The sequence below is a fragment of the Alkaliphilus metalliredigens QYMF genome, from assembly GCF_000016985.1.
Classification (GTDB): Bacteria; Bacillota; Clostridia; order Peptostreptococcales; family Natronincolaceae; genus Alkaliphilus_A; species Alkaliphilus_A metalliredigens.
In genome coordinates this window covers 446204-471968 of the sequence record NC_009633.1, presented here as the reverse complement: position 1 = coordinate 471968, position 25765 = coordinate 446204, and the positions used below count along the sequence as shown (strand labels likewise).

Sequence of the window (25765 nt, the reverse complement as noted above, 5' to 3'; positions counted from 1 at the left end):
CCACTTCCTCCCTTCTATTTCATATTATTGTCTTGAAATGGCCCTCTCAAGATTTTCTTTGCCTATCAATAATCCTTCCTTTACAAGTTCAGAATTCCCCTCATAGCTTGGATCTTCATGTTCTATACTGACGACACCTTTATAGTCCATTTCTTTAAGTGTTTTAAAGAAATTGTTCCAATCAACGTCTCCATTTCCAGGCAGCTTCGCTTCAACCCATCCTAAATCAAAAGGATCCATTTTATGGAGCTGTTTTCCATATATCCCATAACGGTTGAGGTTTTCTCTAATCATTTTTGTATCCTTGGCATGGATATGGAGTATTCTTTCTTTATAATCCTTTAGTGCTTTAATATAATCGATTTGAAGCCATACCAAATGAGATGGATCAAAATTTAATCCAAAGTGTTTATGTGGAAATATCTTAAACATTTCATCCCATAGCTCCGGTGAATAAGAAATGGTTCCAGCCAATCCATCTTCATGCCAAACTGGCATTGGACAATTTTCAATGATTATTTTTACATTTTTCTCTTGTGCAAAGTCTAAAATATCAGAAAAAACAACTTTAAATTCTTGAAAATTTTCTACGATACTGAGTCCTTGGTGTCTGCCTACAAATGTACCTACTAATTCAACACCTAACATGCTTGCAGCATTGATTACCTTTTTCAAATGATCATGATAGCTTTTTCTAAGATTTAGATCCTCATGCAAATGATTATCGTAATATGCCAGTGAAGAGATGAACATATTTTTTTCCTTCAAGAATTCATTTAATTCATCTGCATCCTCTTGTGTAAAGTGATCTACATCAATATCACTTGCAGAATAATCTCTGCTATTCATTTTGGGCCAACACGAGATTTCAATACAATCAAATTTTGATTGATGTGCCCATTCTATTTTTTCTTTTAAGGGTATATCCCCCAGTGCACCAGTCAAAAAACCTAACTTCATATCCTTATACCTCCTTAGTCATTATTCTCCTGATTTTTTCCTTTGCAATAATACTGCTACGACTATAATAACGCCTTTAACCAAGCCATTTAAAAACGGTGGTATTTTAGCAGCTATTAAAATCCCTTCAATCATTTGAAGCATTATGATTCCTAAAAAAGTACCAAAAATTCTACCGCGCCCACCACTCATTGCCGTACCACCGATAGCAACTGCAGCAATGGCGTCAAGTTCAAAAGCCATGGCAACATTAGCAGCGGTAATTGAGGTTAATCTTGCAGATAATAAAAAAGCCGAAATACCTGTTAGTAACCCTGTTATTGAAAAACTTAACATTTTAATTCGTTCTACATTAACCCCCGTAAGCTTTGCAGCATTACTATTGGACCCTACTGCATAGACATACTTACCAAACTTAGTTTCCCTCATTAAAAATGCCATGGCTACTGAAATAAAAATGAAGATGATGGCTAAATTGGGAACACCTAAAATCTTACCAGAAGCGATCATTCTAAAAGAGGGATACATTTCACTGCTAACGTTAAATGGCCCTCCTTGTCCTAATTGAACAACAATGGATCGATAAGCACTCATGGTTGCTAAGGTAACGATAAAGGAAGCAATTTTACCCTTGGTGATTAACAAGCCATTGACTGTTCCTAATAAGGTTCCAAAAGCCATACAAAACACAAGCATGATGAAAATATTTTCAGTTGAATTAAGAACCACGACACCAAGCCCTGCTACAAAAGCACATGTAGAACCCACTGACAAATCAATCTCTCCTGAGATAATGACTAAGGTCATGCCAAGGGCAATAATTCCTTTAATACTTGATTGCATCACAATGGTAGATAGATTGTTATAGGTTAAAAATCGATTGTTTACAGCGATTGCAATCATGACTAAAATGATAAATGAAAACACATAAGAATATTCTCTAAAGATCTTTTTTAAATCTTTTTTATTAGTTGATTTTATTATATTTTCGATGCGCATTTTACACCCTCCATATTAGACCCTGTGGCATAATACATAACCTTCACTTCTGTCATCTCATTTTGCTTGAGTTCCGCGTTAATTCTACCTTTATACATTACCAAACAGCGATCAGCAACCTTTTGAATTTCGGAGAATTCTGCACTAAATATAATCACACTTTTTTTGTGTTTTGTTAGTTCATTGATTAATCTATAAATTTCATATTTGGCACCTACATCAATTCCTTGGGTTGGATTGTCTAAAATGTATATATCAGAACCTAATTCTAACCACCTAGCAATGATTACCTTTTGCTGATTCCCTCCACTTAAAGAAGTGATCAGGTTATTGGGATCACTGGCCTTAATGTCAGTGAGTTTCCGATTACGCTCGAATCTTTCCATTTCTTCTTTCTTGTTTACTCTTACTTTTTTATGATGGGTTGTAAAATAAGCCATAGATAAATTATCTTTAATACTCATATCAAGAATAATGGATCGTTCTTTTCGATTTCTAGGCACCATCCCGATACCTGCCTTCATCACCTTCCTAATATTAGAAAGGGTAAGTGCCTTTCCATTGACGATTACTTTCCCACTTGTCACTTTTCTTGCACCAAATAAGGCCTCCGCTAACTCACCTCTACCGTCTCCATGCAATCCTGTAATCGCAATTACCTCTCCTTTATTTAAGCTGAAATTGATATCTTTAAAAAAAGGTTCACAACTGAGATTCTCTACTGCCATTACTGTCTCATCCATTACATCGTTTCTCTGAAATGCCATATTAGATATACTTCTTCCTACTAACATTTTTGTCGCTTCTTCCTCGTCAATCTGTTTAAATGCACCACTACTAATAAACTTTCCGTCTCTCAATACTGTGAAATTATCACAAATACTAAATAATTCCGGCATTTTGTGAGAAATATAAATAATGCTTACCCCTTCTTTTTTTAGGGTCCTCATTATTGAAAATAAGTTCTCTATTTCATTGTTGGTAAGGGCTGTTGTTGGTTCATCCATAATAATTAATTTAGATTGAAACAAAAGTGCTTTCGCTATTTCCACCAATTGCTTTCTAGATGTATCTAATTCACTTACCATCTGATTTGGGTCGATGTCAATTTGCATACCCTTGAAAATTTCTGCAGACTTCTCAATCATTTTTTTGTGATCTAGTAAAAAAAAGTTTTTTACAATTTCCTCACGAAGAAATAAATTTTCATAAACCTTCAAGTCATTTATCACATTCAATTCTTGATGAATAAATCTAATGCCTATTTCTGTGGCCTTAATCGTTGTCATTTGATGGATTTTGTTATCATTAAAATATATTTCTCCTGAAGTCGGCTGCATAGCACCTGCTAGGATATTCATGAGTGTTGATTTTCCAGCACCATTCTCTCCCATCAGGCCATGTATTTCCCCAGGCCCTACTTCTAACGATACGTCTTGCAAAGCTTTTACAGGACCAAAATTTTTTGAGATGTTTTTCATTTGTAAAAACATCTTAACATCCCCCCTGTTTATAGTATAAGAGTCGACCATTTTCATGGTCAACTCTTGTTAAATCTATAAGTCGCTCTCGTATCTGATTTTATAGATATCGGATCCTCTAAACTCAACTTCATTACTTTCATCAATTTTCATCGTATCAATTAAATATAAGCCTGAAAACGACTCTCCATTTAAAATTTTAGCACCATACTCCACTGCATCCCTAACCATTGTTGGGGAGAACAAGTAAGTAACTTGATCAATAGCATAACCCTCTTTTATTGGTTTGAAAGTATCTAGATTTTCTCTTCTACCACCTACGCCTGTTGCTAAACGTATATCAAGTTGCGCAGGACCGTTATAATCCATAATTGCATCTAATACACCTAAAACAACTTCATCGTCATGGGTGAAAATGGCTTTAATGGCTTCAATCTCTTCAACACTACTGGCTGTTAAAAATGTTTCCATTTGCTCTTGAGCTGTGGCTCTCTGCCATCCAGTACTAAATTCTTGTACAATCACAATATTTTCATGTGCCGTTCTTTTCAAGCCATCTGATCTTTGCTGAGGTACTGTAGAGTTATCTCCCTTGAATTCAAGAATATGCACTTCTCCTGCAGCTAATTCATTGGCAAAGTACTGATTTAAGTATTCACCAGTTTCTTCTCCAATTGTAAAATTATCTCCCATAACCTCCATGGTAGGTTCAAATCCATCAATGAGTCGATCATATACAATAAGAGGAATCCCTGCATCCATAACATTCTGAGCACCCGATCTTACTTCATCGCCATTATGTGGCCATAGAACAATGGCATCTACATTTTGATTGATTAATGTATCTAGTTGATTATTTTGTTCTGAAGACTCTGCAGAGGTAAGAAATTGATATTCAAATCCATATTCCTCTGCATAAAGCTTAGTTGCTGCTTCAGCATGTTGAATACTCTCGCCTAAAAACCCGTGGGTTGCATTTGGCATAACAACACCAAGTACTTTACCATCTTCTACTCCAGTACCTGTGTCTTGTTGACCACAACCTACGATTAAAACAACTAGAATTAGCATAAGTAGCATGATTCGTATCTTTTTCATATTAACCCTCCATCTTTTTTTTTATTACAAAAGCATAACGCTTTGTAAACAAATTTCTGTTATTCCACCTGTTTCATTGTCGATTCTCTTATAATGAGTTCAAAGTCCATAATGATTTTTTCAATCTCTACATCTTTATTCACTATCCGATTAATCAATAATCTACAGGATTCACGCCCTATTTCGTACATTGGTTGCGCAATGGTTGTCAAAGCTGGATTCATCCTAATGGCAAATTCAATATTATCAAATCCCACCACTGCAATATCCTCCGGTACAGATAACTTCATATCTCTAATGGTTTTCAGGGCACCAATTGCTAAAACATCAGAAACCAGGAAAACAGCATCTGGTCTGTCTTTGCGTGCTAAGAGTTGTTGCATACTTTTTTGCCCTGATTCAAAATCATTTTCTCCATTGATAATAAAATCTTCATTAATCCCAAGTCCAGCTTCTTCAAGGGCTTTTAAATACCCTTTTTGTCTTAGTCTGGCATAAATAAATTTATTATCAGAATTGATAAGGGCAATTTTCTTTTTCCCAATAGAAATTAAGTGTTTTACTGCCTGATAGCCAGCTTGAAAATTGTCTATGGTCACATATGGTAAATTTAACTCTTCTGAATACTCACAAGACTGAACAATGGGATAATCCTGTGACACCCCCCTTAATACATTAATATTTATTGTTGGGTCTAAAGAAATCAGTCCATCTGCTAATCGTTGTTTTAATAGATTAATATATACCAATTCTCTTTCTAATTCGGAATTTGTTTGACAAAGTAAAACATTATACTCATTTTCTCTTGCAACATCCTCTATTCCCTTGATAATCATCGTATAAAAAGGGTTTGAAATACTTGGTAGCAGTGCTAAAATCATTCGACTTTCAGACCTTCTCAGATTTCTTCCAAGCATATTTGGCTGATACTTTAATCTTTTTATTGTCTCTTCAACTATACTTTTTGTCTTTGGTGCAACGCGATCACTTTTATTCAATACTCTTGATACCGTCGCTACGGATACACCTGCTTCTTTAGCTACTTTCTGTATGGTTGTCATTGAGTTCCTCCTACTAATGTAACGGATTACATTTTTTTATAAAAAAATATCTTATCATGTCTCATTATCTATATGTCGACATTTTGTCGACATTTCCCTACCTGAACCCTTGTAAAACAAAGAATGTAATCGTTTACAATTCTAATATAATATATATATATTCGAATTGTCAATATATATTCAATATTCAATTTATTTATTTTTTTGATATTTCTCTTAAAACCAAAATATCTAAGAACCTAAGTACATAGTGGATAGTCAAACCCTTTACATAAGATTTTTAGAGGAATATATCAATGAATAGCGAAAGAATCTGTATAGCGTGTGAAACTTTAAAAGAGAGGGTGCAAATATGAAGAAATTATTAATCATTAAAACAGGTACAACATTTCCGTCGATCCTAAAGGCTCATGGAGATTTCGAAGATTTTATTATGAATCAAATAGAGATTAGCCCTAAAGACGTTCATGTTTCATCGGTCTATAAAAATGAATCATTACCTGATTTAAATCAGGTATCAGCCATCATGATTACTGGTTCCCATTCAATGGTTACAGATTATGAAAACTGGAGTGTTCATCTGTCGCAGTGGTTAACACAACTTCTATACCAGCCTATTCCAGTGCTTGGTATTTGTTATGGACATCAGTTATTGGCACAAACATTTGGAGGAAAAGCAGATTATAACCCAAAGGGAATAGAGATTGGTACCGCTAGTATCGCCCTTACTGAAGCAGGAGAAAAAGACTCATTATTAGGTGTACTTCCTAAAACCTTTTTAGGACATGTGGTACATTCACAGTCAGCTACCATGCTACCCAATCATGGTCAAGTATTAGCCCAGAATGAGATGGATCATCATCATTCGTTTTTTATCAATAAAAACATATGGGGCGTACAGTTCCACCCCGAATTTAATGTAGACATTATGCATTCATATATTCATCAACAGGAAGGGTTTCTTACAAAAAAAGGCTATAATTTAGAAAAGGTCTACGCCTCGGTTAAAGAACATGGTTACGGAAAACTTCTATTACAAAGATTTATGGAACTTACATAATTTGGTCCCTCACCCATAACCGCTTCACGTGAAACCAATTCAAAAAAATACCAAAAGATCACAATCAGCACTCTAAACTCGGCTAATCATGACCTTTTTCTTTATTTTGCCCAATCCTAAATACAACCCGATTCCAACCATAGCCCCAGCACTATCAATCAAAACATCCCTTAGCTCACCGCTACGTCCAGGGACATAAAGCTGATGGACTTCATCTGAAATTGCATATAACACACAAATAAAAAATGCAATGACAATTCCCCGAATACCTGATACACCACTTCTCCGCATCCCATTTAAAACCAATACCCCAAGGGTTAAATAAGCAAAAAAGTGGGCGTTTTTTCTTATTAAATAATTTAACATTCTTATATCTAGCTCTGCTGCTACATCAGGAGCAACTCGCTCTACTGTCTGCATGAAGATCTCTGTTACTCCCTCACTTACTTCCCTAGACTGTGTAGCCGGCTGTGCTGAGAGATAGAAGATCAGTCCCATCCAGAGAAGGACTGCTATCCATGAAATTACTATTATTTTTTTGTTTTTAAACATATATGTCTCCTATCACTCAACATGCTTTGGGTTCTTATTACTATTTATATAAGGACTACCTTATTTCTATTTTATCAAAAAAGTAAGCGACCTGCAAATTTAAAAATATTTCCCTACCCTAGCTCCCCTTTTTTTACTTTACACCATCATTATATATACTTGTTTTCATTCCTATTGTTGTCACAACTTGGTTGCAGGCACTATAAGCATTAATGACAGGCCTACAAACTCAAGGATCATTTGTCTCCATTATTTTTTCCATCACAGCCTTCCTTTTTGCATTTTTTTCTTCCTTATAGCGCTGCTGGACTGTCTTTACGCTTCTAATAGATAATCTATTGCTCTTCAGCATTTTTTAATTAATAGAAGTGGTCGGATTCTTGATGTATCTATTAACACTTTGAGAAGTTTAGTTTCCGTTCTTTTACTAGTCCTTATTTGCAGTGTATTAAAATGGGCTAAAAAACAAAGAAAGACCCATCGCAAAATTCCACAGCGATAGATCTTTCTTAGGTACAGAATCAAGTTCATTGTAGTCTATACACTTTTATATCTTTGTATATTATCATCATTCAAAAACTCATATGCCTCACTGATCCCTTGAAACATCTTTGTTGCATCTGCCGCTTTATTTACATCTGGATGATACTGTTTTGCTTTTCTTCTATATGCTAATTTTATTTGATATTTATCTGCATCATAGGATACACCTAAAACATCACAGCATTTTTCATACTTCTTCTTAAACTCAACAATGGGGTTTGCATAACTATGGCCGTAGTTCCCCTGGCCACCATAGCTACCTTGCTCCCTCTGGGCATTTTGCTGCCGCCATTGTCTTAATCGCTCTTCCCATTCTCTTTGCTGCTCATAATGACGGTTTTGTTCTTTTCTTTTTCTATCCTCTTCTGCTTTTCTGTAAGCTACTTTGTATTCACTAAAGGCTTTATATTGATAATTTACCCCATCCATCAGGTAATTGCCTAAATTAAATAAATACGCCGTCGTAATGTATTTTAGATACTTCAAATAGGATACAAGGAGAGCCCCAAGTATCGGAAACACTAAAATAAATAAGATGGCAAGTAGTGCAGTGGGATTCCTCAATATCCTAGATCCTATGGGAAAAACAAAAAACAAGAAAAACAAACAACCACCCATGCTCATTAAAGCAAGGCAACCTTTAGAAAAACTCCTGGCAAGTAGCACCATGGTCTCTATGAGCTGTATTAAGCTGTCCAGTATTGCAGATAGCGCCTTGGCTATTGCATATATGACTTTACCTACTATTTTCTTCATTACTCTCATCTACAGTTACTCTCCTTACTGCTTTAAATTTTATTAAATGGCAATTTTGTTATGTCTTTCTGGTACACTTTGTTTTACACTTGGGACATGTCACCAGGATTTCCCCTTTGCCCTTTGGAACCCGTAGCATGGTCTTACAATTAGCGCACTTAAAATGTTTATGTGTCTTGGCGCCTTTAATACGACTTTCTACTTTTTTCAGCTTAGCGTAAATGGGGCTAATAAATATAGCAAACTTATAATTCTCCATCCTACGCTTTTGCACATCCTTTGAAAGCACTCTGGAAATAGCCACAAATAAAGGAATATAACCTATTGTCACTACTATTGATGTTCCAGCAAGCTGACCTATCACGGTTAACACCAATGATAAAGCAAGTAAATAAATAGAGAGTTGATCTCCTCCAGACCTTCCAATCATAAACTTTTTTAACCAATTCATCATCATCACCCCTAATAAAATAAGAAATCTTTCCTATAAACCACCATTATACAGTAACTTATGAAAAAACACTAATCATTGTAAGACAATGAAAAACACCTCTGGTTTTACTTAACCAAAAGGTGTCATGATTGATTTCATTTCCTGTATTTCCTGACTTCGGAACATCATTCATAATAAAAAGTGCTGAAGCCATCTGTTTACAGAGGTTTCAGTACTTTTTATTTTTGTTTTGCACTCACTACATCTTTTTAATTATATTGGAGATTTCATTACTCAGTAGAACATTCTTTTCAATTTTAAATATGTCTTGGTTTATTTTGCTCTTAAATAATTTGTCTGAGATCATATATAATTTGTCTACTTTGTAATCAATCTCATCTATAACAAACCCTTCTAGACCATTGATTATTTCATGGGTAGATATTTCAACGTTTTTCTCTTCTAATTTATACTCTAATACTCTCTGGATGACTAAGGCCAAATAACAAATTAAAAAATGTGACCGGATTCTTCGTTCTTTAAAGTGATACACAGGTCTTGCTTTTAAATTTGTTTTTAATATTCTGAAGGACTCTTCAATTTTATACAGGGATTTATAAGCCACCATTATATCTGCTGGATTCATCTCTACTTTATTGGTAACGATGTAAAAATATCCGAAATTCTCTTGTTCTTGTTTAATTTTTTCTTCATCGATCTCAATGTTTATTTTCTCTTTAGGATTATCAACAGCTTTGTAATACTTGCTTTTAGATTTAGTTGTTGAATTAATTGTAAAATCTTTTATATTTTTTTTCGCTCTTTCAAGCATTTTATCTTGTTTAAACATCTCCCGTTCTTTGTAGACATCTGAATATTTTTTTATGATTAATTCATCATAGGTTTCATCATTGTGACTCACTTTTCTTTTACTGGTGATATAGCCGCTTTTATATTTAGCCTCGGCTTTAGAAGTGATGTTCCAAGATGAATTGAATTTCTTCTCTTTTAGATCTTTAGGCACTGCACTGCCCTTAGAACCTACAATGTAGTTAAGCCCTTTGCCACGGATCATTTCTAAGTTAGCCCTTGAATTTAAGCCTCTGTCAGCAACGATAATAATTTCTTTTATGGTGTAATTATTTAATATATCGTCAATGACCTCTTCCATGGTATGTAATTCATGTTTGTTGCCTTTGAAAAGCCTATAGGAAATAGGGATGCCATTTGTGTCTATTAATAAACCCATAACCACTTGTGTTTCATTTCTTTTATTATCCTTACTCATGCCTCTTTCTCTAAAACCGTCTTCATCAAAAGACTCAAAGTAATAGGTTGTGCAGTCATAAAAGGCTAAAGATATATTTCTTTCTGGAACAATCTTTTCCATATGTTTATTGAGATGTTTGAAAAGTTTGTTTTCATTCATTTCAAAATTACTATCATAAGACGTTATTAGTTCTTCTAATTCGTGAGAGGTATTGTTTATGTTAGTTTCTAATATTTTTTTAGCCTCTGAATCAACGGTATCTAAGAGAATCTCCATATCGTTTATGACTTGAATGCCATCTTGTAACGCTTTAGATTTATGTTTATTAAATCCAGAAAAAACATCCAAAGAGGAATAAATATTATCGTTATTTACAAAATTAAAATCATACAGGAAATCATCCTTTCTAGTAGCTACTTCAAGCTTACTAGAAGGATTGAATAATCTACCAAGTACTTGATAGAACATCATATCGCTAAAAGAATAATCAAGTTTAGAGTCTTTGACCATCTTAGAAAAGAAACTTTGTAATTTCAATTGGTTAAAGATTTCTAAGTATGGTAGATAGCCAATATTTTTATGCTTAAGAGAAAGCTTATCTTTTGACATGGATACAATAAAATCTTCAAAGTTTTCAAATCCTCGAGAAGCTTCATCTAGTCTAATCATTTCTTTTAGCTCAGCTTCAGCTTGCACAAGAGCTTTCTTACCTGATTTAGAATCCAAATCATGAGTACCAAAACCTTTAATCTGAATTTTTTTTGATTTCTTAGTTTCAGGATCTCTAATCCCCTTAGCAATTGATATGAAATACTTACCATTTGGTCTTTTAGATTTACTAATATACATGCACAATCCCTCCATAAAATCCCTCTAACTACATTATACATCATATTATTCACCACGACAAGTCGTGGGCGTAAATAAACAAAAAAATAATGAGAAATGTTCAAATTTAAACATTTACTCATCATTTGTTCTGAATTTATGTTCTGAAGTCAGGTTATACAGTAACTTATGAAAAAACACTAATCATTGTAAGACAATGAAAAACACCTCTGGTTTTACTTAACCAAAAGGTGTCATGATTGATTTCATTTCCTGTATTTGTTCGTCCATGTTATCAATTTTACTACTTAAATCAGAGTACATTTTTTCTAATAAATTAAAAACCTTATCCTCCACCTAAAGATTCCTCCTTGTGTCGACTTGCCTTCGTGCATCAATATACATGTTTAAATCCTCTATGATATATTCTCTACAAGCCATATCCTGTGTTCCATGACTTGCTTTAATGTAATCAAAAACATGGTACTTGTTAAACAGTTCCACAGCCTCTCTCCCCCTAAGGTTTTCCGCATTTTTATAGCTCTCTATACAATATACCATAAAATCTAATGTCTCATCCATTTCTATCCCTCCTGTGGAAACTTAATGATACCTGTTTCCTGCTCTTCAATAAACATACGTAAGAGGGTCGGTACGCTTAAGTTCCAAACCTTGGTTTCTTCCCGCTCTAGCTCTTCGTATAACTTGGATAAATAAAGGCTATCTAAAGCGGCTTTATCAGATAAATCCATCTCCCTGGCAATCATTTGTGCCAATCTACAGACAATCATTTGTAATACAGGTTGAAATTCTTTCATCTGGCTCATCATACACCTCCTATAGAGATAATATGCCCCATTCTTAACAAATCATTATTATTTATGGTGTATATTCCCATCAATAACTTGAAATAAGTTTCTCAGCATCAATTTCATCATCTGTTTTTCCACCAACTGCCTGGGCTCCTTCGAACTTATTAATGTAAAAAGTACTCTACATCATAAAATTTAATAAGTTGGGTCAGACACTTTTGGTTCTTTTTTATCTTTATATTTGTTAGTTAAATTTTGTGTACTAAATGAACTAAAACCGCATATTTGTATTATAAAGCTACATTGTCAACAATTACTTAGACAAGGATATGAAGAAATGTCTTTTCTGGGTGCCTTGTATCCAATTTTTTTCTTTTTAATCGGGGCTCTCCTTTTGGTTTGGACTACACCAAAGAGTTTGTTTGGTAGCCTGAAGAACAGTGGGAAATGGAAAAGTCCCAAAAGAGTTTGGGACAATAGCTCAAAGTGAACTGGTTCCAGCAAGCTGAAATTATGGATAATATAAGAAAAACACCTCTTTGTTCAATTTCAATTAATCTATAATCGTTCCTGGATTCAGTATGCCATTAGGATCAAAGGCTTTCTTAATCCCCTTCATTATCTCTATTTCTCTGTCTGAGAATTGGAGATTCATATGTTTTTTCCTAGTCTTACCTGTTCCATGTTCCGCTGTCACTGTTCCCCCATATTTTATGGCAGCCTCGTACATTTCCTGTCTCATTTCATCAAGGTATGATGGTTTTTCACCATTGACAAGCATAATGAAATTATGGGTGTTACCATCCCCAATATGACCCACCACCGGCGATATTGTATTGTACTTTTTGGCGATTGTATTGATATCCCTCACTAAATCTGGAACCGACGCTGGGGCAACTGCCATATCCAATGCATCAGCGATCTCCTCTTTAAATGCTGTATAGGCATTACTTCTTATTTCCAGTATATTACGCTGTTCCTTTGCAGTCTCTGCGATCATACTATCAACCGCATGATGTTTTTCACACATTTCTACAATGATTTCGCTCTTGGCATACAATTCATCTTCCGTTGTTTCTTCTAGAATAAACATTAAATCCACACTGCCTTTTTTAGCTGGCCAAGTTAGCCCCAGATGCTCTGCTGCCTTTTCCACTACATACCGCTCCATGTACTCCATTGCCAGGGGCGTGATTCCTCTTTGTAGAATTTTAGGAACAACCGCTGCAGCATCTTCCCCAGTATCAAAGGAGATCAGTAAAGTTCCCCTGTGATTTTCCTTGGCATAAAGCTTGAGGATTACCTTGGTTATGATTCCTAATGTGCCTTCACTGCCGATCATCATATGCAGCATATCATAACCCATATTATCCTTAATCAACTTTCCCCCAAAATTAACAATTTCTCCCGTGGGAAGCACCACCTCAAGGCCCTTCACATGATTTCTCATAATCCCATGTTTTACAGCACTGACGCCGCCTGCATTTTCAGCAACCATACCGCCTATTTGTGCTCCCTCATCACCAGGATGTATTGGAAAAAATAGATTTTTTTGTTTGTTTAATTCTTCATTTAATTGAGCCAGTGTAAAGCCACTGTCCACCGTTACCATTAAGTTTTTATCATCTAATTCAACATATTGATTCAGTCGTTCTAGGGACATGACGATGCTGGAGTGAGTTGGTATGGCTGCGCCACATAAGCCAGTCCCTCCACCCCTAGGCACCACTGGTATTTTCTCCTGATTTGCATATTTCATGATTCCAGATATCTCCTGTGCACTACTTGGCTTCACAACAATACAGTCTTCATTTGCCTTAGGCTTTAATAGATGCTCTGTCTCATCGGATAGGTAACTCTGCATCCGTGATAGCTCAGTCACCACCCAATCCACTCCCACAATGTTTTTCATTTTCTCAATGATTTCAACCTTCATTTATATCCCTCCATTTTACATTGATTTTACCATGCTATTTAAATCCCCTGTGCTATCCATGGTTCACAGGGGATTCCTCTTAGGTGTGATTGACTATGCCTTGGCCTTTGTTTTGGGTTTCAACCCAATGATTCCTTTTATGATCACCGGAAGTATGATAACAAATATGGATATATATCCCAATGTCCCATATCCCTTTGCAATTAATGGAATTAATCCAAATTGTGCGATACTCCAGGTAATGGCTACATAGAGGGCAGATGCACCAATATTTCTTGTTCTTTCCTTCTCCTTAAACACCGCCGGACTTTCACTTCTACCCAAGTAATTCACAATTCTTCGGGATATACCATAGATTAAGTTGACCCCGGTTGAAACCGCCCCTAGAATAATCAAAATAGATATTAATGGGACCATCCATGAAGATCCAACCCCATTTCTAACAACAAATAATGCTGGTATACTTTCTGTTAACACCCCATCATTATAGAATGCCAATATTCCTAAGGTAGAAAGCATTAACACCGTTGAGTTAATGATAAAACCCCACAGGGCAGCCTTCTTTGCATCACTTTTATCCTTAAGTATGTTGGAATGAACGATGTACGCACCGATGCAAGTCGTCTGAAATCCAGCATAGACAAGGGATGACCACATTGCACTGAAAAAACTTGTATCATTTTGTATGGCACCGCTTCTTAGATCAGCTACATTTTTAGTGATTTGGCCAAATGAGCTAATGACATTAGGTACATAAATCAGTACCACACCGGATATGATTATCACAGCAATAATGGATGCTGCTTTTCGGACTAGCTCTGCACCAAATATCGTTAATAATAATAGTGCCATGGCAATGACCACTGTATTTAAAAGGTAGGGGGTGCCGAATACACCTTCTATGGTAGCTCCTCCAGTTGCAAACGCAACAGCCGTTGCAGTGACCAATACTAAGTTATACATGATTTCAAATACATTGGACATAATTCCTTGTATTGGTTTATAAAACTCATTGGCCCAGTCTCTGTAGTCAAACATCTTCTTCTCCAATGCAAACTTCCAAGCAAAGTATAGGACAATTGCGATAATTAACTGTGATATAATCGGCGTAAAAATTGCAAACCACCCAAACTTAACAAAATACTGAATTACCTGTGCACCCGAAGCAAATCCCCCTCCAAAATGTGTAGTAAACCATACAAATGCTAATGCAAAAAATACTGGCATTCCTGACTTTTTATTCATTTATACTCCCCCTTTTTTAATAGCCCCACTCGTCAGTAATCTATCACTACACAATTATACTTTGCCTCTAGATGCCTTTAACTCCTGATACAAATCCCATGGACATTGTATTATTATTGCAATAGTTAAACCTTTACAGCCCTCATGCTTTTAATCTTATTGATTAATAGCGGCACAACCTCATATAGATCTCCCACTATCCCATGATCCGCAATACTAAAAATCGGTGCAGAGGGATCGGTGTTAATGGCAATAATGGTCTCTGAATCCTTCATCCCTGCCAAATGCTGTGGTGCTCCCGATATACCACATGCGATATATATCTTTGGCTTCACTCGATTGCCACTATATCCCACCTGATGGTCCTTTGAAATAAAGCCCCCCTCAACCAATGGTCTAGAGGCTGCAACCACACCATTAAGTAGATCCGCCAGCTCACTAAGTAATTTGAAATCCTCAGGACTCCTTAATCCCGTCCCAGCTGACACCACCACACTTGCTTCTGAGATATCTAATTTCTTCTGACTGAGTTCCTGGATAAATACCATGGCATCATTTTGATAGTCTAGACTGCTGGATTTGATTATTTCTCCAGTCCTACTGATATCACGTTTTGCTTCAGAAAATTCCTTATATCTTACTGTTGCCATTTGAGGCATGCACTCTGATTTAATGTGGGCTAAAATATTTTCACTAAATGCCGGCCTAATTTGTATCAGTTTTCTATCTTCATCAATTTGTAAGTCTGTGCAATCAGCTGTAAGGCCTGCTCCGATAGCCGCTGCTACCCTTGGGGCTACAGATCTTCCCAGTGAAGTCGCCCCTGAAATACAGATTTCTGGCTTTATTTTTACAATTAAGTCCTGTAAATTACGAGCATAGACAAGCTCATCAGGTTCATTAAAGGCTTCATTATCTTCAATATAATAAACCACATCTGCACCTCTATAAATAAGCTCCTGGGCATCTATATCAGCAGGTCCTAATAATGCACAATAAACCTGAACCCCCAATTGATCTGCCAGCTGTCTCCCCTTATCTAACAGCTCATAGGTCACCTTGTGTATCTGTTGATTTCTTTGCTCTGCATAGACTAATACACCCTTATATTCCATCTCCACACCTACCCCTCCAATACCTTCTTCACTTCAAATAAGTCATATAAAACATCCACGGCTTCAGTATGATTATCTCTCCAGAGCTTTCCTTCTCGTACAGCAGCTGCTGGCACTTCTATTTTCTTTACCTTAGTGGCGGATCCCTTAAGTCCGATTTGGTCTTCCCTTAGATAATCACGTAACTCATTTTGCCCCCATAGGGTGATTTCTGCCTTCCTTGCCTTCATTTTGTTCTTAAAAGAAGGCAATCTCGGATCGTTAATCTCTTTTGTTACTGTCATTAATGCAGGAAACTTTATTTTTTTTAAATAAAGACCTTCCCATATGTTTGTGGTGACAGTCACGGATTCATCATCAAAGTCATTGAGTTCTTCAACATAGCTTATTTGGGGGATCCCTAGGATTTCTGCTACCTCAGCCCCTACTTGACCAGTGTCCCCATCCACTGTTTGCATCCCAGCAATAATTAAATCATAATCACCAATGTGATTAATACCAGCAGAAAGGGTTAGTGCCGTTGCTTTCACATCGGAGCCCCCAAACTTTCTATCACTTAGGAGTATCCCTTTATGGGCCCCCCTTGCGATGGCTTCCCTCAGGGCATTTTCAGCAGATGGAGGTCCCATACTCAGTACAATAATTTCAGCCTCTATTTTTTCACTCATTTGTACAGCGGCTTCTAGGGCATTTAAATCAAATGGATTGATTGTAGTTTCGCAAACTTTTTTGCAAAAATTCGCAAGATAACTTTCAAAAAAAACTGTGGATATATGGGTTATTTTATTAACCTATCCACAGTTCTATTTTATATGTTTTTATGTAATTTTTCTAGTCTATTGGATCATGTGCTTTCTGTATTCGTGCTCTACGTTTGTGTTCGATATCTGAGCATATATTTGAGTTATCGAAGCATCTTCGTGTCCGAGGATTGCCTGTACGGTTCCTAAGTCAGCCCCGCTATTAAGTAAATGAGTGGCCATAGTGTGCCTAATCAAATGAGGATAGATACTTTTCTTGATTCCCGATGTTTTTTCTATCTTGTCAAATTCCCGTTCTATGCTCCTTCGTCCTAGTTTTTTTACTGGATTTCTTTCAGTTACAAACAGAGCTTCTTCCTCATCTAATCTTGCCATGAGATACTTCTGGATATGTACTTTTGCCTTAGCATTGATATAAACCGTTCTTTCTTTGTTTCCCTTACCGATAACCTTTAACTGTAATCTTTGCCAGTCTATATCGTACTTTTTAACATTTTCTACTTCCTCCAGTCTGCACCCAGTACTATAAAAAAAATTCTAACAAAGCCTTTTGTCTATAAGTCTTGCAACCGTCTCTTAGTATTTCCATTTCTTCATTTGTGAGTGCCTTCCTGATTCTTTTTTCTGGCTTAAGGGATTTGATTTTTCTAAGTGGACTTTTATTTATGTATTCTTCATCTTCAAGCCATCTAAAAAATCCTCTTAAGATATCTGTTTCGGTCCCTATCGTGCCATTTTTTACACCTGTTTTAGCGTAGCTTGCTAAATACATCCTGATGTCCATTGTCGTGACATCCTCAACGTTTTTGCGCATATAATAGGCAAACCTATTCAGATTTCTACTATAACCTTCAAGCGTCCTCATTGCTAGTCCGTCAATTTTCTTAGAAGCTAGATATAGTAGAATTTTGTCGTTCATGTCATCTTGGACAACTAATGACCTCTGGGCAGGATTTACATCATAATCATAGAGCACTTCTTGGATGATCTGTCGAGCCTTTTGCTGATCTAGCATTCCATTAAATTCTAGGTCTAGTCTTCCTACGATCCTAACAACAGCTTCTTCTTTTCTCAATCTAATCTCCTCCTGTGTTTCTCACACAGGAGATATAAATCCTAAATACAATTCTTGTCAAAAATTACATATGGTGATATACTATAGGCAAGATCTCCTACGTGAGATTGGATTTGAAAAGAGCCTTTTACTTTGCGAGTGGGGGCTCTTTTCTCTTTTTTGTTCCTATCTATATTATACCAAACATATGTTCTGTTTACAATTATTTTCCAACTTTTTTTATTGATATTTGAACCTTTTATGACGTCTAAAGTTCCTATTGTGTTGTTAAATACTTAAATACATCTACAGCTTTACAATAAAATTCATGTTTAATTTTAAGCGTAATAACTTTTGATTCATCAATATTGCAATACTCTAAGAGGTGTTCTATGCCTTCTTTTTGATGTCTCCAAAATTTTAATTGTCTTTTAAAAATAATTCGCTTTATAATAACAACGACCTCCTAATTATGACTTAGCAGGATATAAAAATCCCGTTATTTCTTGATATTCTTCTTCTGAAATTGCCTTACCTACTACATTAAAAACTCTGTCAATACTCCATAGTCCTGTTTCGTAATACTCTTTTACTCTATTAAACATCAATATCAACCCCTGTCATTATGGCTATATAATCAATATCAGCTCTATTCTTTTCTTCAAGTGTCGGTTCTTTCGGTGCTATCGGTTCTAAATCCTTTCTTGCTTGATATTCTTCTTCTGTTAATATCTCAATTTCTTCTTCTGTAAGTCCTGCATTTAGTGCGTTTTGTAGCATTATTTCAGAGGAATTACTAGAACCATCTATTACCTTTGTAGTGTTTTTAATTACGCAATATTTCATTTTATCCCTCCCCATGATAAACAACCATAGCAGTTATTGTAATAGTACCCGTATTAGCCCCAGAAACTTGACTCCATAGTATATCAAACCCATCATTTTCCACGTTGCGAATGTTACCACTGAGCCTATTTGTAGTATCTCCCTGTGATATAAGTATAGCGGAGCCCGTGTAAGGTCGCCATATTCCACTACCCGAACCTGAATAAAAGGACTTTTGTGCTCCTATTTGCCCAAAAAAACCTATACTTATAGTCGCTTGGCCTGTAATGTTTGCATAAAGCGTAATTCCCTTTGGCTTTCTTGGTGTAGCAATATGCTGTGTTCCTAGGATACTCGCATCTCTTTGAAAATCTATAACTTCCGACACACTTTCTGCCACATGCGAACCTAAGTCCTCATCTAAATTCATTACTTTTTGCCTGATTTCTTTTATGCATTTATATATTTTGTTAAACAACCAGTTAAACCATCCAGCAGGAGGTTTTTCTGTTGGCAACCATCCATCACTTTTCTTTTGTGCTGGTGGTTCTGTGCCCTCGTTTAACCATTCAGGTAATTGTTCATTAAACATTGTATCCCTCCTAATCTAATGGTAAGTTTGTATCATCTACAGGATCATAATATTCTCCCAGCATACCTCCCGATGTTTGATCTGTATCTGCAAATCCTACATCAATATCAAACTCACTTTCGTTTTCAAGGCTAGAAAAGGCAAAAGTACCTGTAAATAATACATTTGCCCTTACTCCTGCCGCTACAATTCTATTAACCAATCGTCCAAACTGATTAACACTAAATCCAACCGAATTTAATAATGCAGCAGGAACACTAACAAATATAGCGGCAGGTTCATTATCTAAAGTGCGATACAACTCTTGTATATAGATATTTTTCTGCTCAGTGTTTAAGGTAATAGCTAAGACTCTTATTATAGTGTTGATATCACCTTTAGATAAGTTTCTTGCTATCTTTGATTTTAGAAGTATTCGATAAACTTCATCAGGAGCTACACCTCTAAACTGTTGCACGTTCACGCCAATTTTATCTAAAGTAGCACCTATGGCTTGATCTATATCTCGATATTTTTCAGTAGTTTCTAAACTATCCTTTACTTCTTCAAGTTCTCCGACTACTACATTTAAAAGTTTCCCTATATTGATACTAGAGTCTTTTCTATAGTTATCAGTTAATCTTTGCAACAAATTAAGCACTAGTAACCACCACCTTGGTGTAATCAATTTCAGCTACTTCTGCCTGTGCTATGACAATATTATTGACACTATAGTTTATACCATCTACCCCTATTTCCAGGTCTACATCATCAATGCCATCTATACGATAGATAACTTTAATTAGCCTAGTATAGACAACATCTTGACCCATACCCAAGCCTGTGTAAACATTAGAATCTTCATCAAGTCCGCCGATGAATTTTATCAATTCAGTTCTAACAAGATCGTCCCCATTGGTGGGATATTTATCATTTTTAGTAATGCTAATGTTACTGTAAATATCTACTACATCCGCATAAGTAAATTTAATATCATGTGGATTTCCTGAATCATCATTTACGGTTACTGTTTCTTCACCAAAGCTTTCTATACCAGCTGCTTTAGTATCTAATATAGATTTACCTACATCTTCACTATTACCACCCAAAACATAGCACTCTATACTCTTAGGAGGTCTATCATCAGCATCAGTAATCATTGTGTTGTTCTCTACCACTAGAGATGCTCTGACTCCATCTAATTCAAGTAAACTAGCTCTAATACTATCTAATGTACTGGCACCACCACGACTAACAGATATAGCATATCTTTCCTTAAACTCTTGATCTAATTCTGGGTTTCTACCATTTGTTGTAGGAGCAGTATTAGTTACTTCATCGATGCCTTCTGTAGGGTTTGTAATCTCTGTAATCGTATTAGCTGGTACATTGCTTTCTATACCTGCTACAATTGCTTGTATAGGCACTGTTACTTCACCAGCTCCATCGATTGTTGCTTCCTCTATAGTTTGAAACTGTATACCATCATTAGTTTCCACAACAAAGCCCTGGGGCACAATAGTACTTGCGTCACCGGTAATCGTAAGTTCACCTTCCGACAGTTGGGCCAATCTCCTCTCAATGCCAATATACTTTCCTACATAATCAAGTTGATTCCCTTCTGCTGTATCCACATAACCACTAAAGTAAACCTTCTCAGCAAGTTGCCATAATATAGCTACACTCCATGAAATTACTCGAAAAAATAGCCCCAATGGACTTCTGGGACTAACATTTACATCTTCACCGAACAGGTTTCTTGCTCTAGTGTTCATGCTTTCAATTATGTCATTGTATTTCTTTCTTTTAAATCCTTTAGCCCCTAATCCAAAACTAGGCAATATCTAACACCTCCTGACCTTCTAAGAGTTCCCCTGATTGCATTTTAACTTTAAAGTCAATCGTGACCTTTCTGCTTTTTCTTTCAACTATAATGTTTAACTCTTCTACCTCCTGGACTCTTGGGTCTTGATTAGCTGCTTCAATAACCGCTAACCTTATTTGTTCTTCATCCACTTGCTTTGTCTGCAAAACAGAATAGTCAAAGCCATGCTCTGGTTCTAAAAAAAATTCATTAAGCCTGGTTGTGAAAACCCTATTTATACTTTGAATTTCTTCATCTTTGCCTTCTACCATTACAATGTTGTTCTGTCCATCAAAAACAATATCGTCATCAACTATTTTAAAGGTTTTCATCATATCACCCCTAGTATCACTGCATCAGTTAAATCGTGTTTCCTACTTCCGACTCCGTCTAAAGCTCTTTCGCTAAAGGCCACAGCCACAACATCATCCTTCTCTAGTGGTATATTCTTCAACTTCAGGGGATTTATAATAATAGGGTAAGCTTCCGTTCTCCCATTTTTATATTTGCGCTTTGGAATAGGTCTTATCGTTAATTGCGGTGTAATAGATACCACTCGGCATAACATAAAAGTGTGTAGGTCTGCTAATCTTTCTTCTAAAATATCTTGTATCACTTTATCTATCATATCGGCAACACCTCCACCTCTGTAATAAAATCCCCAAGATGCTGGCCTTTCACTACTCTAAAGTTGCCTGTCACAATTCTAGATTCAATCTGGACCAAACTATCTGTATTCATTTTATTATTCAATAGCATATTCACTTTGTATCCTTTTTTATCATCGATAATGATAGGCTCAGGAGAACCAACCATACCAGTCTTGCTACTTAGCAAGAAGCCTGTGGCAGTCCCAGCATTGGGAGGCCTAACGAATGCAATGTTATTTTTAATGTAAAGCTTACTCCCAGCTTCAGTGGCAATATTTTTAATTGTGTTCTTTAGCATTCCACTTACTACCTTGCCTTTACTGTAAGTAATATCATTTGCAAGTCTCAGTTCACCAATTTCAAGACCAAAACTACTTAAAGCATCCCTTAATATTGTGGATGCTTTCATTCCCTCTTTGTAGGACTTGCTAAAAGTTTTACTCATCCACCTATCAATGCCTGGTGCAATCATCATTTTGAATTCTAAGTCAGTACCAATATTTCTCTGCTCATAATCAGCAACTGTTCCTACTAATATAGCCCCTATATCCTCTCCATACCCTGCATTCAGTATTACTTCAGTACTCTTTCCGATTCTATTAATGCTATCCATACTCAAATTGTATATTGACACATCACATATATTTGGTTCTGGATCACTGTCAAATGGCACACTGAAATCAATATCAATGTTATCGCTCAAATATGATTTATTTCCTATTATCAATTCAACTTTTCTATTGAATAGCATCAGGTTCATCTCCTATAATGTATAGAAATACTTTTACGTTAAGGTTCTCGTAAGTCACCCTAGTCTCTTCATCTGCTAAATCAAGAGGCACTATCAGTACAGGCGGTATGGGTAGATGCAGAAATGTTGTAAACAAAGGTTTTCCATATACTATCTTTTCTCCCAATAAAACAACTTCTTCTCCTTTATAAAGGTCGATAGTAAAATAATCATACTCTCCATTGTAATTAATTTCTGACGTGAAGGTAATCCCACCTAGCTGGATATCAAATTGATAAGGGATTAAGTTTTTTTCTATTGAAATGTAATCTATCATAATGACCTAAACCCCCTATCAAAGCTAGCTTGTATTTTTGCCGCTGCTTCGACACTTCTTTTTTCTGCTTCATATTTATCATACAGAGCTTGGTATCTTTGTGTGTCCGCGGATTGTCCTCTGACCGACTGTGTCCCTTTGTTAGTTACTTCTTTAGTCTGTGTTTTGACCGCTGCAACTGCTACAGCAGGAGGTTTAGGACTTACAGGATCAGCTAATGGTATCTGTATCGTTTGACTCTTTGCAACCTTTATCTCCTTTAATAGCATGGTAAAGCTAAACCCATTAGCGACCCTATTATTGTGATCCGTTCTAAATATTTCAATAGACATGTTGTCAAAAATATTTCTACCTACATACTTTAATAATTCTTTGGTCTTAAAATATCTTCTCAATACGCTTATTTTTTGTCCTGCATGTATTCCAGTAACATACCCATCTATGGCCAGAATTGTAGGCTTATTATTGATATGATCAGATACAGTGCCAATATCCTCTACAGGTCTATCTGTGATTTCATTACTGAATTCAGGACTTTCATTTCCTACCGTTGAAAATTCTACTTCGCCAAGCTTTACTCTAGCCATCTTTTCACCTCGCTATGCCTCTGTTAATGCAGGATTCCTCAGGCTTAATTTCTTAGCATATCTATCCATAAGAGAATTAAATTCTCTTTCTAATTCATTTGCTGCTTGCCTAGCATTTGTACCATTTCCCACTTCTATCTTGACATTAGGGCTAAATGTCATTTTAGAGTTGTTTGTTACTGCTCCACTCAATGCTCTGTCTGTCATGCGTTCCATAGACTTTGTTGTGTTTGGAATAGAGGAATCGATTCCTGTTTCTAATCCCCCTACTATATTCCCTCCATATTCGATCATGAGCTTTGAGTCTGAATTAATACCGAAGAAGCTCTTTACTGAATTGCCTATACCACTCGCTACATCCCTGGCTGCTTGTGCTGCATCCGAACCCATACTTGTTATACCATTGATTAAGCCCTGTACAATGTCAGATCCTACTTCACGAAGATCAATCCCATTCAAATATGCTAGGGTCTCATCCCATACCTCATTTACAGCTTGTAATGGTGGATAGCTCATTATAGAATCTATGATGTCGCTTGCCATATCATTTACATAGGCGCTCGCTCTACTTCCAAGTTCAGCAAATTTATCAATTGTACCATTCACTACATTATCCGATTTATCTAATAACCAATCCATGGCATCGCCAGACCTTTCAGTAACTGCATCCCAGTTCCTCCATAGTTGCCATACACCAACGCCCAAAACTGCTACTGCGCCGCCTACAGCTCCTACCGGAGTCGCTAAAACCGCAAATGCTGCACTAGCTATTTTTGCTGCTGGTCCCGCTGCTAGCAATAAGGGTACCAAACTACTTGATAGCTCAATCAATGGTCCGTATTGATAGGCCAATTGTTCTGCTGCACTGGTTAATTTTTGCATAGCTGTATCACCAGAGTTATTGGCGTCTGCTAAAGCTTGCGTCAATCCCTCAGCCTCTAACAGTCTTTCACTTTGATTCTCTAATACTTCTTGTGACACGCCTAGTTCTTTCCAAAACCTCTCTATATCGCCTTCGGCATCTTTTAAAGCATTTTGAAATCCAGATACCGCTCTAGGACCCCTGATGCCTTCTGCCTCTAATCCTGCCATAGCAATTGCTATTTCATCTACATTTAATCCCATGGCTCTTAACGTCGGAGCTTCCCTTCTCATTAATTGTCCCATCTCGCCCATCCCTACGGTAGTTTGAGTAATAAGCCAAGTCATTGTATCAAGATGTTCTTCTGCTTCAGTCAGTGGTATATCCAAAGCTGACAGCGTACGATCAAAGAAGTCTATACCAGAAACCATATCCTTTCCCGTCGCGTCTGCAAATGTATCAAACACAGGCAATAAACTTTCGAATTGGCTTTGCGTGTTATAACCAGACTGTTGAAGCCTGTCCATTCCAGCTAGAGCATCCTCAGTTGCAAAAGTATGATCAGTTAGTGAACCAACCATTGTTCTTATTTCCTTTTCTGTCATATCTGTTGTGACAGCTAATCCTCTAGTAGCAGTAGTCAATTCAGCTTGTTGTCTGGCCATTTTTTCAATAGCTAATCCTGTAGCTCCTGCTGCCAAAGTAATCTTCTTCCAATTCTCTTCTATTACCTTCCCTGCACCCATTGTAGTTCTTCCTAGTTCATCAGTTGCTGAATCCATGCCTTCGATGTTTTCGGTTGCTCCCATGGCAGTTTCTCTTAACTCATTGGTAGCATCATCCATCTGTACAACAGCGCTCGCATTCCCGTTGAATGCAACATCAAAAATTAAACTCCTGAGACTCATTTCTTCCCCCCTTCATTACGTTGCTCTATAATAAGGTCAATGTATATGTCGAGGGCTGCATTAGCTTCTTCTAAGTCATCCTCACTCATACTACAAGCTTCCGTATAGCTAATCTTGCCCTCCATCACCAGTCTCCATATTAGCCAATTCTTTCTGGCCATGTCGTGATAGTTTTTGTTCTTCTTTTCTTTGTCGCTTGCATTGAAAGTTTATGGCTGCTGTTATGACCTCTTCTAACGTTTCAATTTCTTCGAAATCATCTATTCCCACTTTAGGACTTATAATTACATGTTCAAATACTTCGGTGTAAAGGAGCTCTTGAGATGAATTTCCGTATTTATTTTTTGACCTTTCCCTAATTTTAAGCCATTCCCTTGGTGTAACTTTTTGAAATATATACTCAACGCCCTCGACTGTAATTTTATTTTTCATAATTTCCCTCCTATTTTTGGATATTAAAAAAGCAC

Annotated in this window: 31 protein-coding genes; 1 reads left to right on the top strand and 30 read right to left on the bottom strand. The window is 36.4% G+C overall.

Annotated elements, in window-relative coordinates; genetic code table 11:
• Window positions 1-24 precede the first annotated feature (24 nt).
• The 5 genes from AMET_RS02300 to AMET_RS02280 form a co-directional block, all read right to left on the bottom strand.
• Window positions 25-960 (bottom strand): sugar phosphate isomerase/epimerase family protein, encoded by a 936-nt coding sequence (locus tag AMET_RS02300; protein ID WP_011971595.1) that lies wholly within the window; start codon window positions 958-960, stop codon window positions 25-27.
• 21 nt (window positions 961-981) lie between these two features.
• Window positions 982-1959, bottom strand: a complete 978-nt coding sequence (locus AMET_RS02295) for an ABC transporter permease (protein WP_011971594.1) — start codon at window positions 1957-1959, stop codon at window positions 982-984.
• Window positions 1941-3452, bottom strand: coding sequence for a sugar ABC transporter ATP-binding protein (locus AMET_RS02290; protein WP_011971593.1), 1512 nt, complete (start codon window positions 3450-3452; stop codon window positions 1941-1943). Before AMET_RS02290 ends, AMET_RS02295 begins: the two co-directional genes overlap by 19 nt.
• A gap of 63 nt (window positions 3453-3515) precedes the next feature.
• Window positions 3516-4538, bottom strand: coding sequence for a substrate-binding domain-containing protein (locus tag AMET_RS02285; RefSeq protein WP_011971592.1), 1023 nt, complete (start codon window positions 4536-4538; stop codon window positions 3516-3518).
• A 59-nt stretch (window positions 4539-4597) separates the two neighbouring features.
• Window positions 4598-5599, bottom strand: coding sequence for a LacI family DNA-binding transcriptional regulator (locus AMET_RS02280; protein WP_011971591.1), 1002 nt, complete (start codon window positions 5597-5599; stop codon window positions 4598-4600).
• 352 nt (window positions 5600-5951) lie between these two features.
• Between AMET_RS02280 and AMET_RS02275 the strand changes: the two genes are divergently transcribed.
• Window positions 5952-6659 (top strand): glutamine amidotransferase, encoded by a 708-nt coding sequence (locus tag AMET_RS02275; protein WP_011971590.1) that lies wholly within the window; start codon window positions 5952-5954, stop codon window positions 6657-6659.
• Between the two features lie 72 nt (window positions 6660-6731).
• On the opposite strand, the gene AMET_RS02270 is transcribed toward AMET_RS02275, so the two are convergent.
• The 25 genes from AMET_RS02270 to AMET_RS02165 all read right to left on the bottom strand — a co-directional run bounded on the left by AMET_RS02270 (window position 6732) and on the right by AMET_RS02165 (window position 25730).
• Window positions 6732-7211, bottom strand: coding sequence for a VanZ family protein (locus tag AMET_RS02270; RefSeq protein WP_011971589.1), 480 nt, complete (start codon window positions 7209-7211; stop codon window positions 6732-6734).
• A gap of 537 nt (window positions 7212-7748) precedes the next feature.
• Window positions 7749-8519 carry a DnaJ domain-containing protein gene (locus tag AMET_RS02265; RefSeq protein ID WP_011971588.1) on the bottom strand — a complete coding sequence of 257 codons (771 nt, stop codon included), beginning with the start codon at window positions 8517-8519 and terminating at the stop codon, window positions 7749-7751.
• 49 nt (window positions 8520-8568) lie between these two features.
• Window positions 8569-8967 (bottom strand): hypothetical protein, encoded by a 399-nt coding sequence (locus AMET_RS02260; protein WP_011971587.1) that lies wholly within the window; start codon window positions 8965-8967, stop codon window positions 8569-8571.
• A 235-nt stretch (window positions 8968-9202) separates the two neighbouring features.
• The gene (locus tag AMET_RS02255; RefSeq protein WP_041720256.1) at window positions 9203-11062 is read right to left on the bottom strand and encodes an IS1634 family transposase; all 1860 of its coding nucleotides are present in this window, start codon (window positions 11060-11062) and stop codon (window positions 9203-9205) included.
• A 336-nt stretch (window positions 11063-11398) separates the two neighbouring features.
• Window positions 11399-11623 carry a DUF3791 domain-containing protein gene (locus AMET_RS02250; RefSeq protein WP_011971583.1) on the bottom strand — a complete coding sequence of 75 codons (225 nt, stop codon included), beginning with the start codon at window positions 11621-11623 and terminating at the stop codon, window positions 11399-11401.
• Between the two features lie 2 nt (window positions 11624-11625).
• Entirely contained in the window at window positions 11626-11871 is a 246-nt protein-coding gene (locus AMET_RS02245) for a hypothetical protein (protein ID WP_157047132.1), read from the bottom strand.
• A 535-nt stretch (window positions 11872-12406) separates the two neighbouring features.
• Complete coding sequence (locus tag AMET_RS02240) at window positions 12407-13789, bottom strand: FAD-binding oxidoreductase (protein WP_011971581.1); 1383 nt, start codon at window positions 13787-13789, stop codon at window positions 12407-12409.
• A 93-nt stretch (window positions 13790-13882) separates the two neighbouring features.
• Complete coding sequence (locus AMET_RS02235; RefSeq protein ID WP_011971580.1) at window positions 13883-15034, bottom strand: YkvI family membrane protein; 1152 nt, start codon at window positions 15032-15034, stop codon at window positions 13883-13885.
• Between the two features lie 125 nt (window positions 15035-15159).
• Window positions 15160-16149, bottom strand: coding sequence for an electron transfer flavoprotein subunit alpha/FixB family protein (locus AMET_RS02230; RefSeq protein WP_011971579.1), 990 nt, complete (start codon window positions 16147-16149; stop codon window positions 15160-15162).
• 8 nt (window positions 16150-16157) lie between these two features.
• On the bottom strand, window positions 16158-16859 hold the full coding sequence (locus tag AMET_RS02225) for an electron transfer flavoprotein subunit beta/FixA family protein (RefSeq protein ID WP_278184252.1): 702 nt from the start codon (window positions 16857-16859) through the stop codon (window positions 16158-16160).
• Window positions 16860-16985: 126 nt separating this feature from the next.
• On the bottom strand, window positions 16986-17387 hold the full coding sequence (locus tag AMET_RS27025; protein ID WP_330368757.1) for a tyrosine-type recombinase/integrase: 402 nt from the start codon (window positions 17385-17387) through the stop codon (window positions 16986-16988).
• Between the two features lie 46 nt (window positions 17388-17433).
• Window positions 17434-17985, bottom strand: coding sequence for a tyrosine-type recombinase/integrase (locus tag AMET_RS27020; protein ID WP_330368636.1), 552 nt, complete (start codon window positions 17983-17985; stop codon window positions 17434-17436).
• A gap of 449 nt (window positions 17986-18434) precedes the next feature.
• On the bottom strand, window positions 18435-18569 hold the full coding sequence (locus AMET_RS24735) for an XkdX family protein (RefSeq protein WP_011971576.1): 135 nt from the start codon (window positions 18567-18569) through the stop codon (window positions 18435-18437).
• Complete coding sequence (locus AMET_RS02215; RefSeq protein WP_011971575.1) at window positions 18562-18810, bottom strand: hypothetical protein; 249 nt, start codon at window positions 18808-18810, stop codon at window positions 18562-18564. The genes AMET_RS24735 and AMET_RS02215 overlap by 8 nt, the downstream gene beginning before the upstream one ends.
• Window position 18811: 1 nt before the next feature.
• The gene (locus tag AMET_RS02210) at window positions 18812-19381 is read right to left on the bottom strand and encodes a hypothetical protein (RefSeq protein ID WP_011971574.1); all 570 of its coding nucleotides are present in this window, start codon (window positions 19379-19381) and stop codon (window positions 18812-18814) included.
• A gap of 10 nt (window positions 19382-19391) precedes the next feature.
• Window positions 19392-20021, bottom strand: coding sequence for a hypothetical protein (locus AMET_RS02205; protein WP_011971573.1), 630 nt, complete (start codon window positions 20019-20021; stop codon window positions 19392-19394).
• Window positions 20014-21201 carry a baseplate J/gp47 family protein gene (locus tag AMET_RS02200; RefSeq protein WP_011971572.1) on the bottom strand — a complete coding sequence of 396 codons (1188 nt, stop codon included), beginning with the start codon at window positions 21199-21201 and terminating at the stop codon, window positions 20014-20016. The genes AMET_RS02205 and AMET_RS02200 overlap by 8 nt, the downstream gene beginning before the upstream one ends.
• A complete protein-coding gene (locus AMET_RS02195) occupies window positions 21194-21559 on the bottom strand; it encodes a DUF2634 domain-containing protein (RefSeq protein ID WP_157047130.1) in 366 nt (121 codons plus the stop codon). The genes AMET_RS02200 and AMET_RS02195 overlap by 8 nt, the downstream gene beginning before the upstream one ends.
• Window positions 21556-21852: a hypothetical protein gene (locus AMET_RS02190; protein WP_011971570.1), complete on the bottom strand. Its 297-nt coding sequence runs from the start codon at window positions 21850-21852 to the stop codon at window positions 21556-21558. The genes AMET_RS02195 and AMET_RS02190 overlap by 4 nt, the downstream gene beginning before the upstream one ends.
• The gene (locus tag AMET_RS02185) at window positions 21849-22625 is read right to left on the bottom strand and encodes a phage protein (protein ID WP_011971569.1); all 777 of its coding nucleotides are present in this window, start codon (window positions 22623-22625) and stop codon (window positions 21849-21851) included. Before AMET_RS02185 ends, AMET_RS02190 begins: the two co-directional genes overlap by 4 nt.
• Window positions 22612-22941, bottom strand: coding sequence for a phage baseplate plug family protein (locus AMET_RS02180; protein ID WP_011971568.1), 330 nt, complete (start codon window positions 22939-22941; stop codon window positions 22612-22614). The genes AMET_RS02185 and AMET_RS02180 overlap by 14 nt, the downstream gene beginning before the upstream one ends.
• Window positions 22938-23528, bottom strand: a complete 591-nt coding sequence (locus AMET_RS02175) for a phage baseplate protein (protein WP_011971567.1) — start codon at window positions 23526-23528, stop codon at window positions 22938-22940. The genes AMET_RS02180 and AMET_RS02175 overlap by 4 nt, the downstream gene beginning before the upstream one ends.
• Before the next feature lie 12 nt (window positions 23529-23540).
• Window positions 23541-25298, bottom strand: a complete 1758-nt coding sequence (locus AMET_RS02170) for a phage tail tape measure protein (protein WP_011971566.1) — start codon at window positions 25296-25298, stop codon at window positions 23541-23543.
• Window positions 25295-25423: a hypothetical protein gene (locus tag AMET_RS26785; RefSeq protein ID WP_278184226.1), complete on the bottom strand. Its 129-nt coding sequence runs from the start codon at window positions 25421-25423 to the stop codon at window positions 25295-25297. The genes AMET_RS02170 and AMET_RS26785 overlap by 4 nt, the downstream gene beginning before the upstream one ends.
• Window positions 25407-25730 (bottom strand): hypothetical protein, encoded by a 324-nt coding sequence (locus AMET_RS02165; protein ID WP_011971565.1) that lies wholly within the window; start codon window positions 25728-25730, stop codon window positions 25407-25409. The genes AMET_RS26785 and AMET_RS02165 overlap by 17 nt, the downstream gene beginning before the upstream one ends.
• Between the last annotated feature and the right edge of the window lie 35 nt (window positions 25731-25765).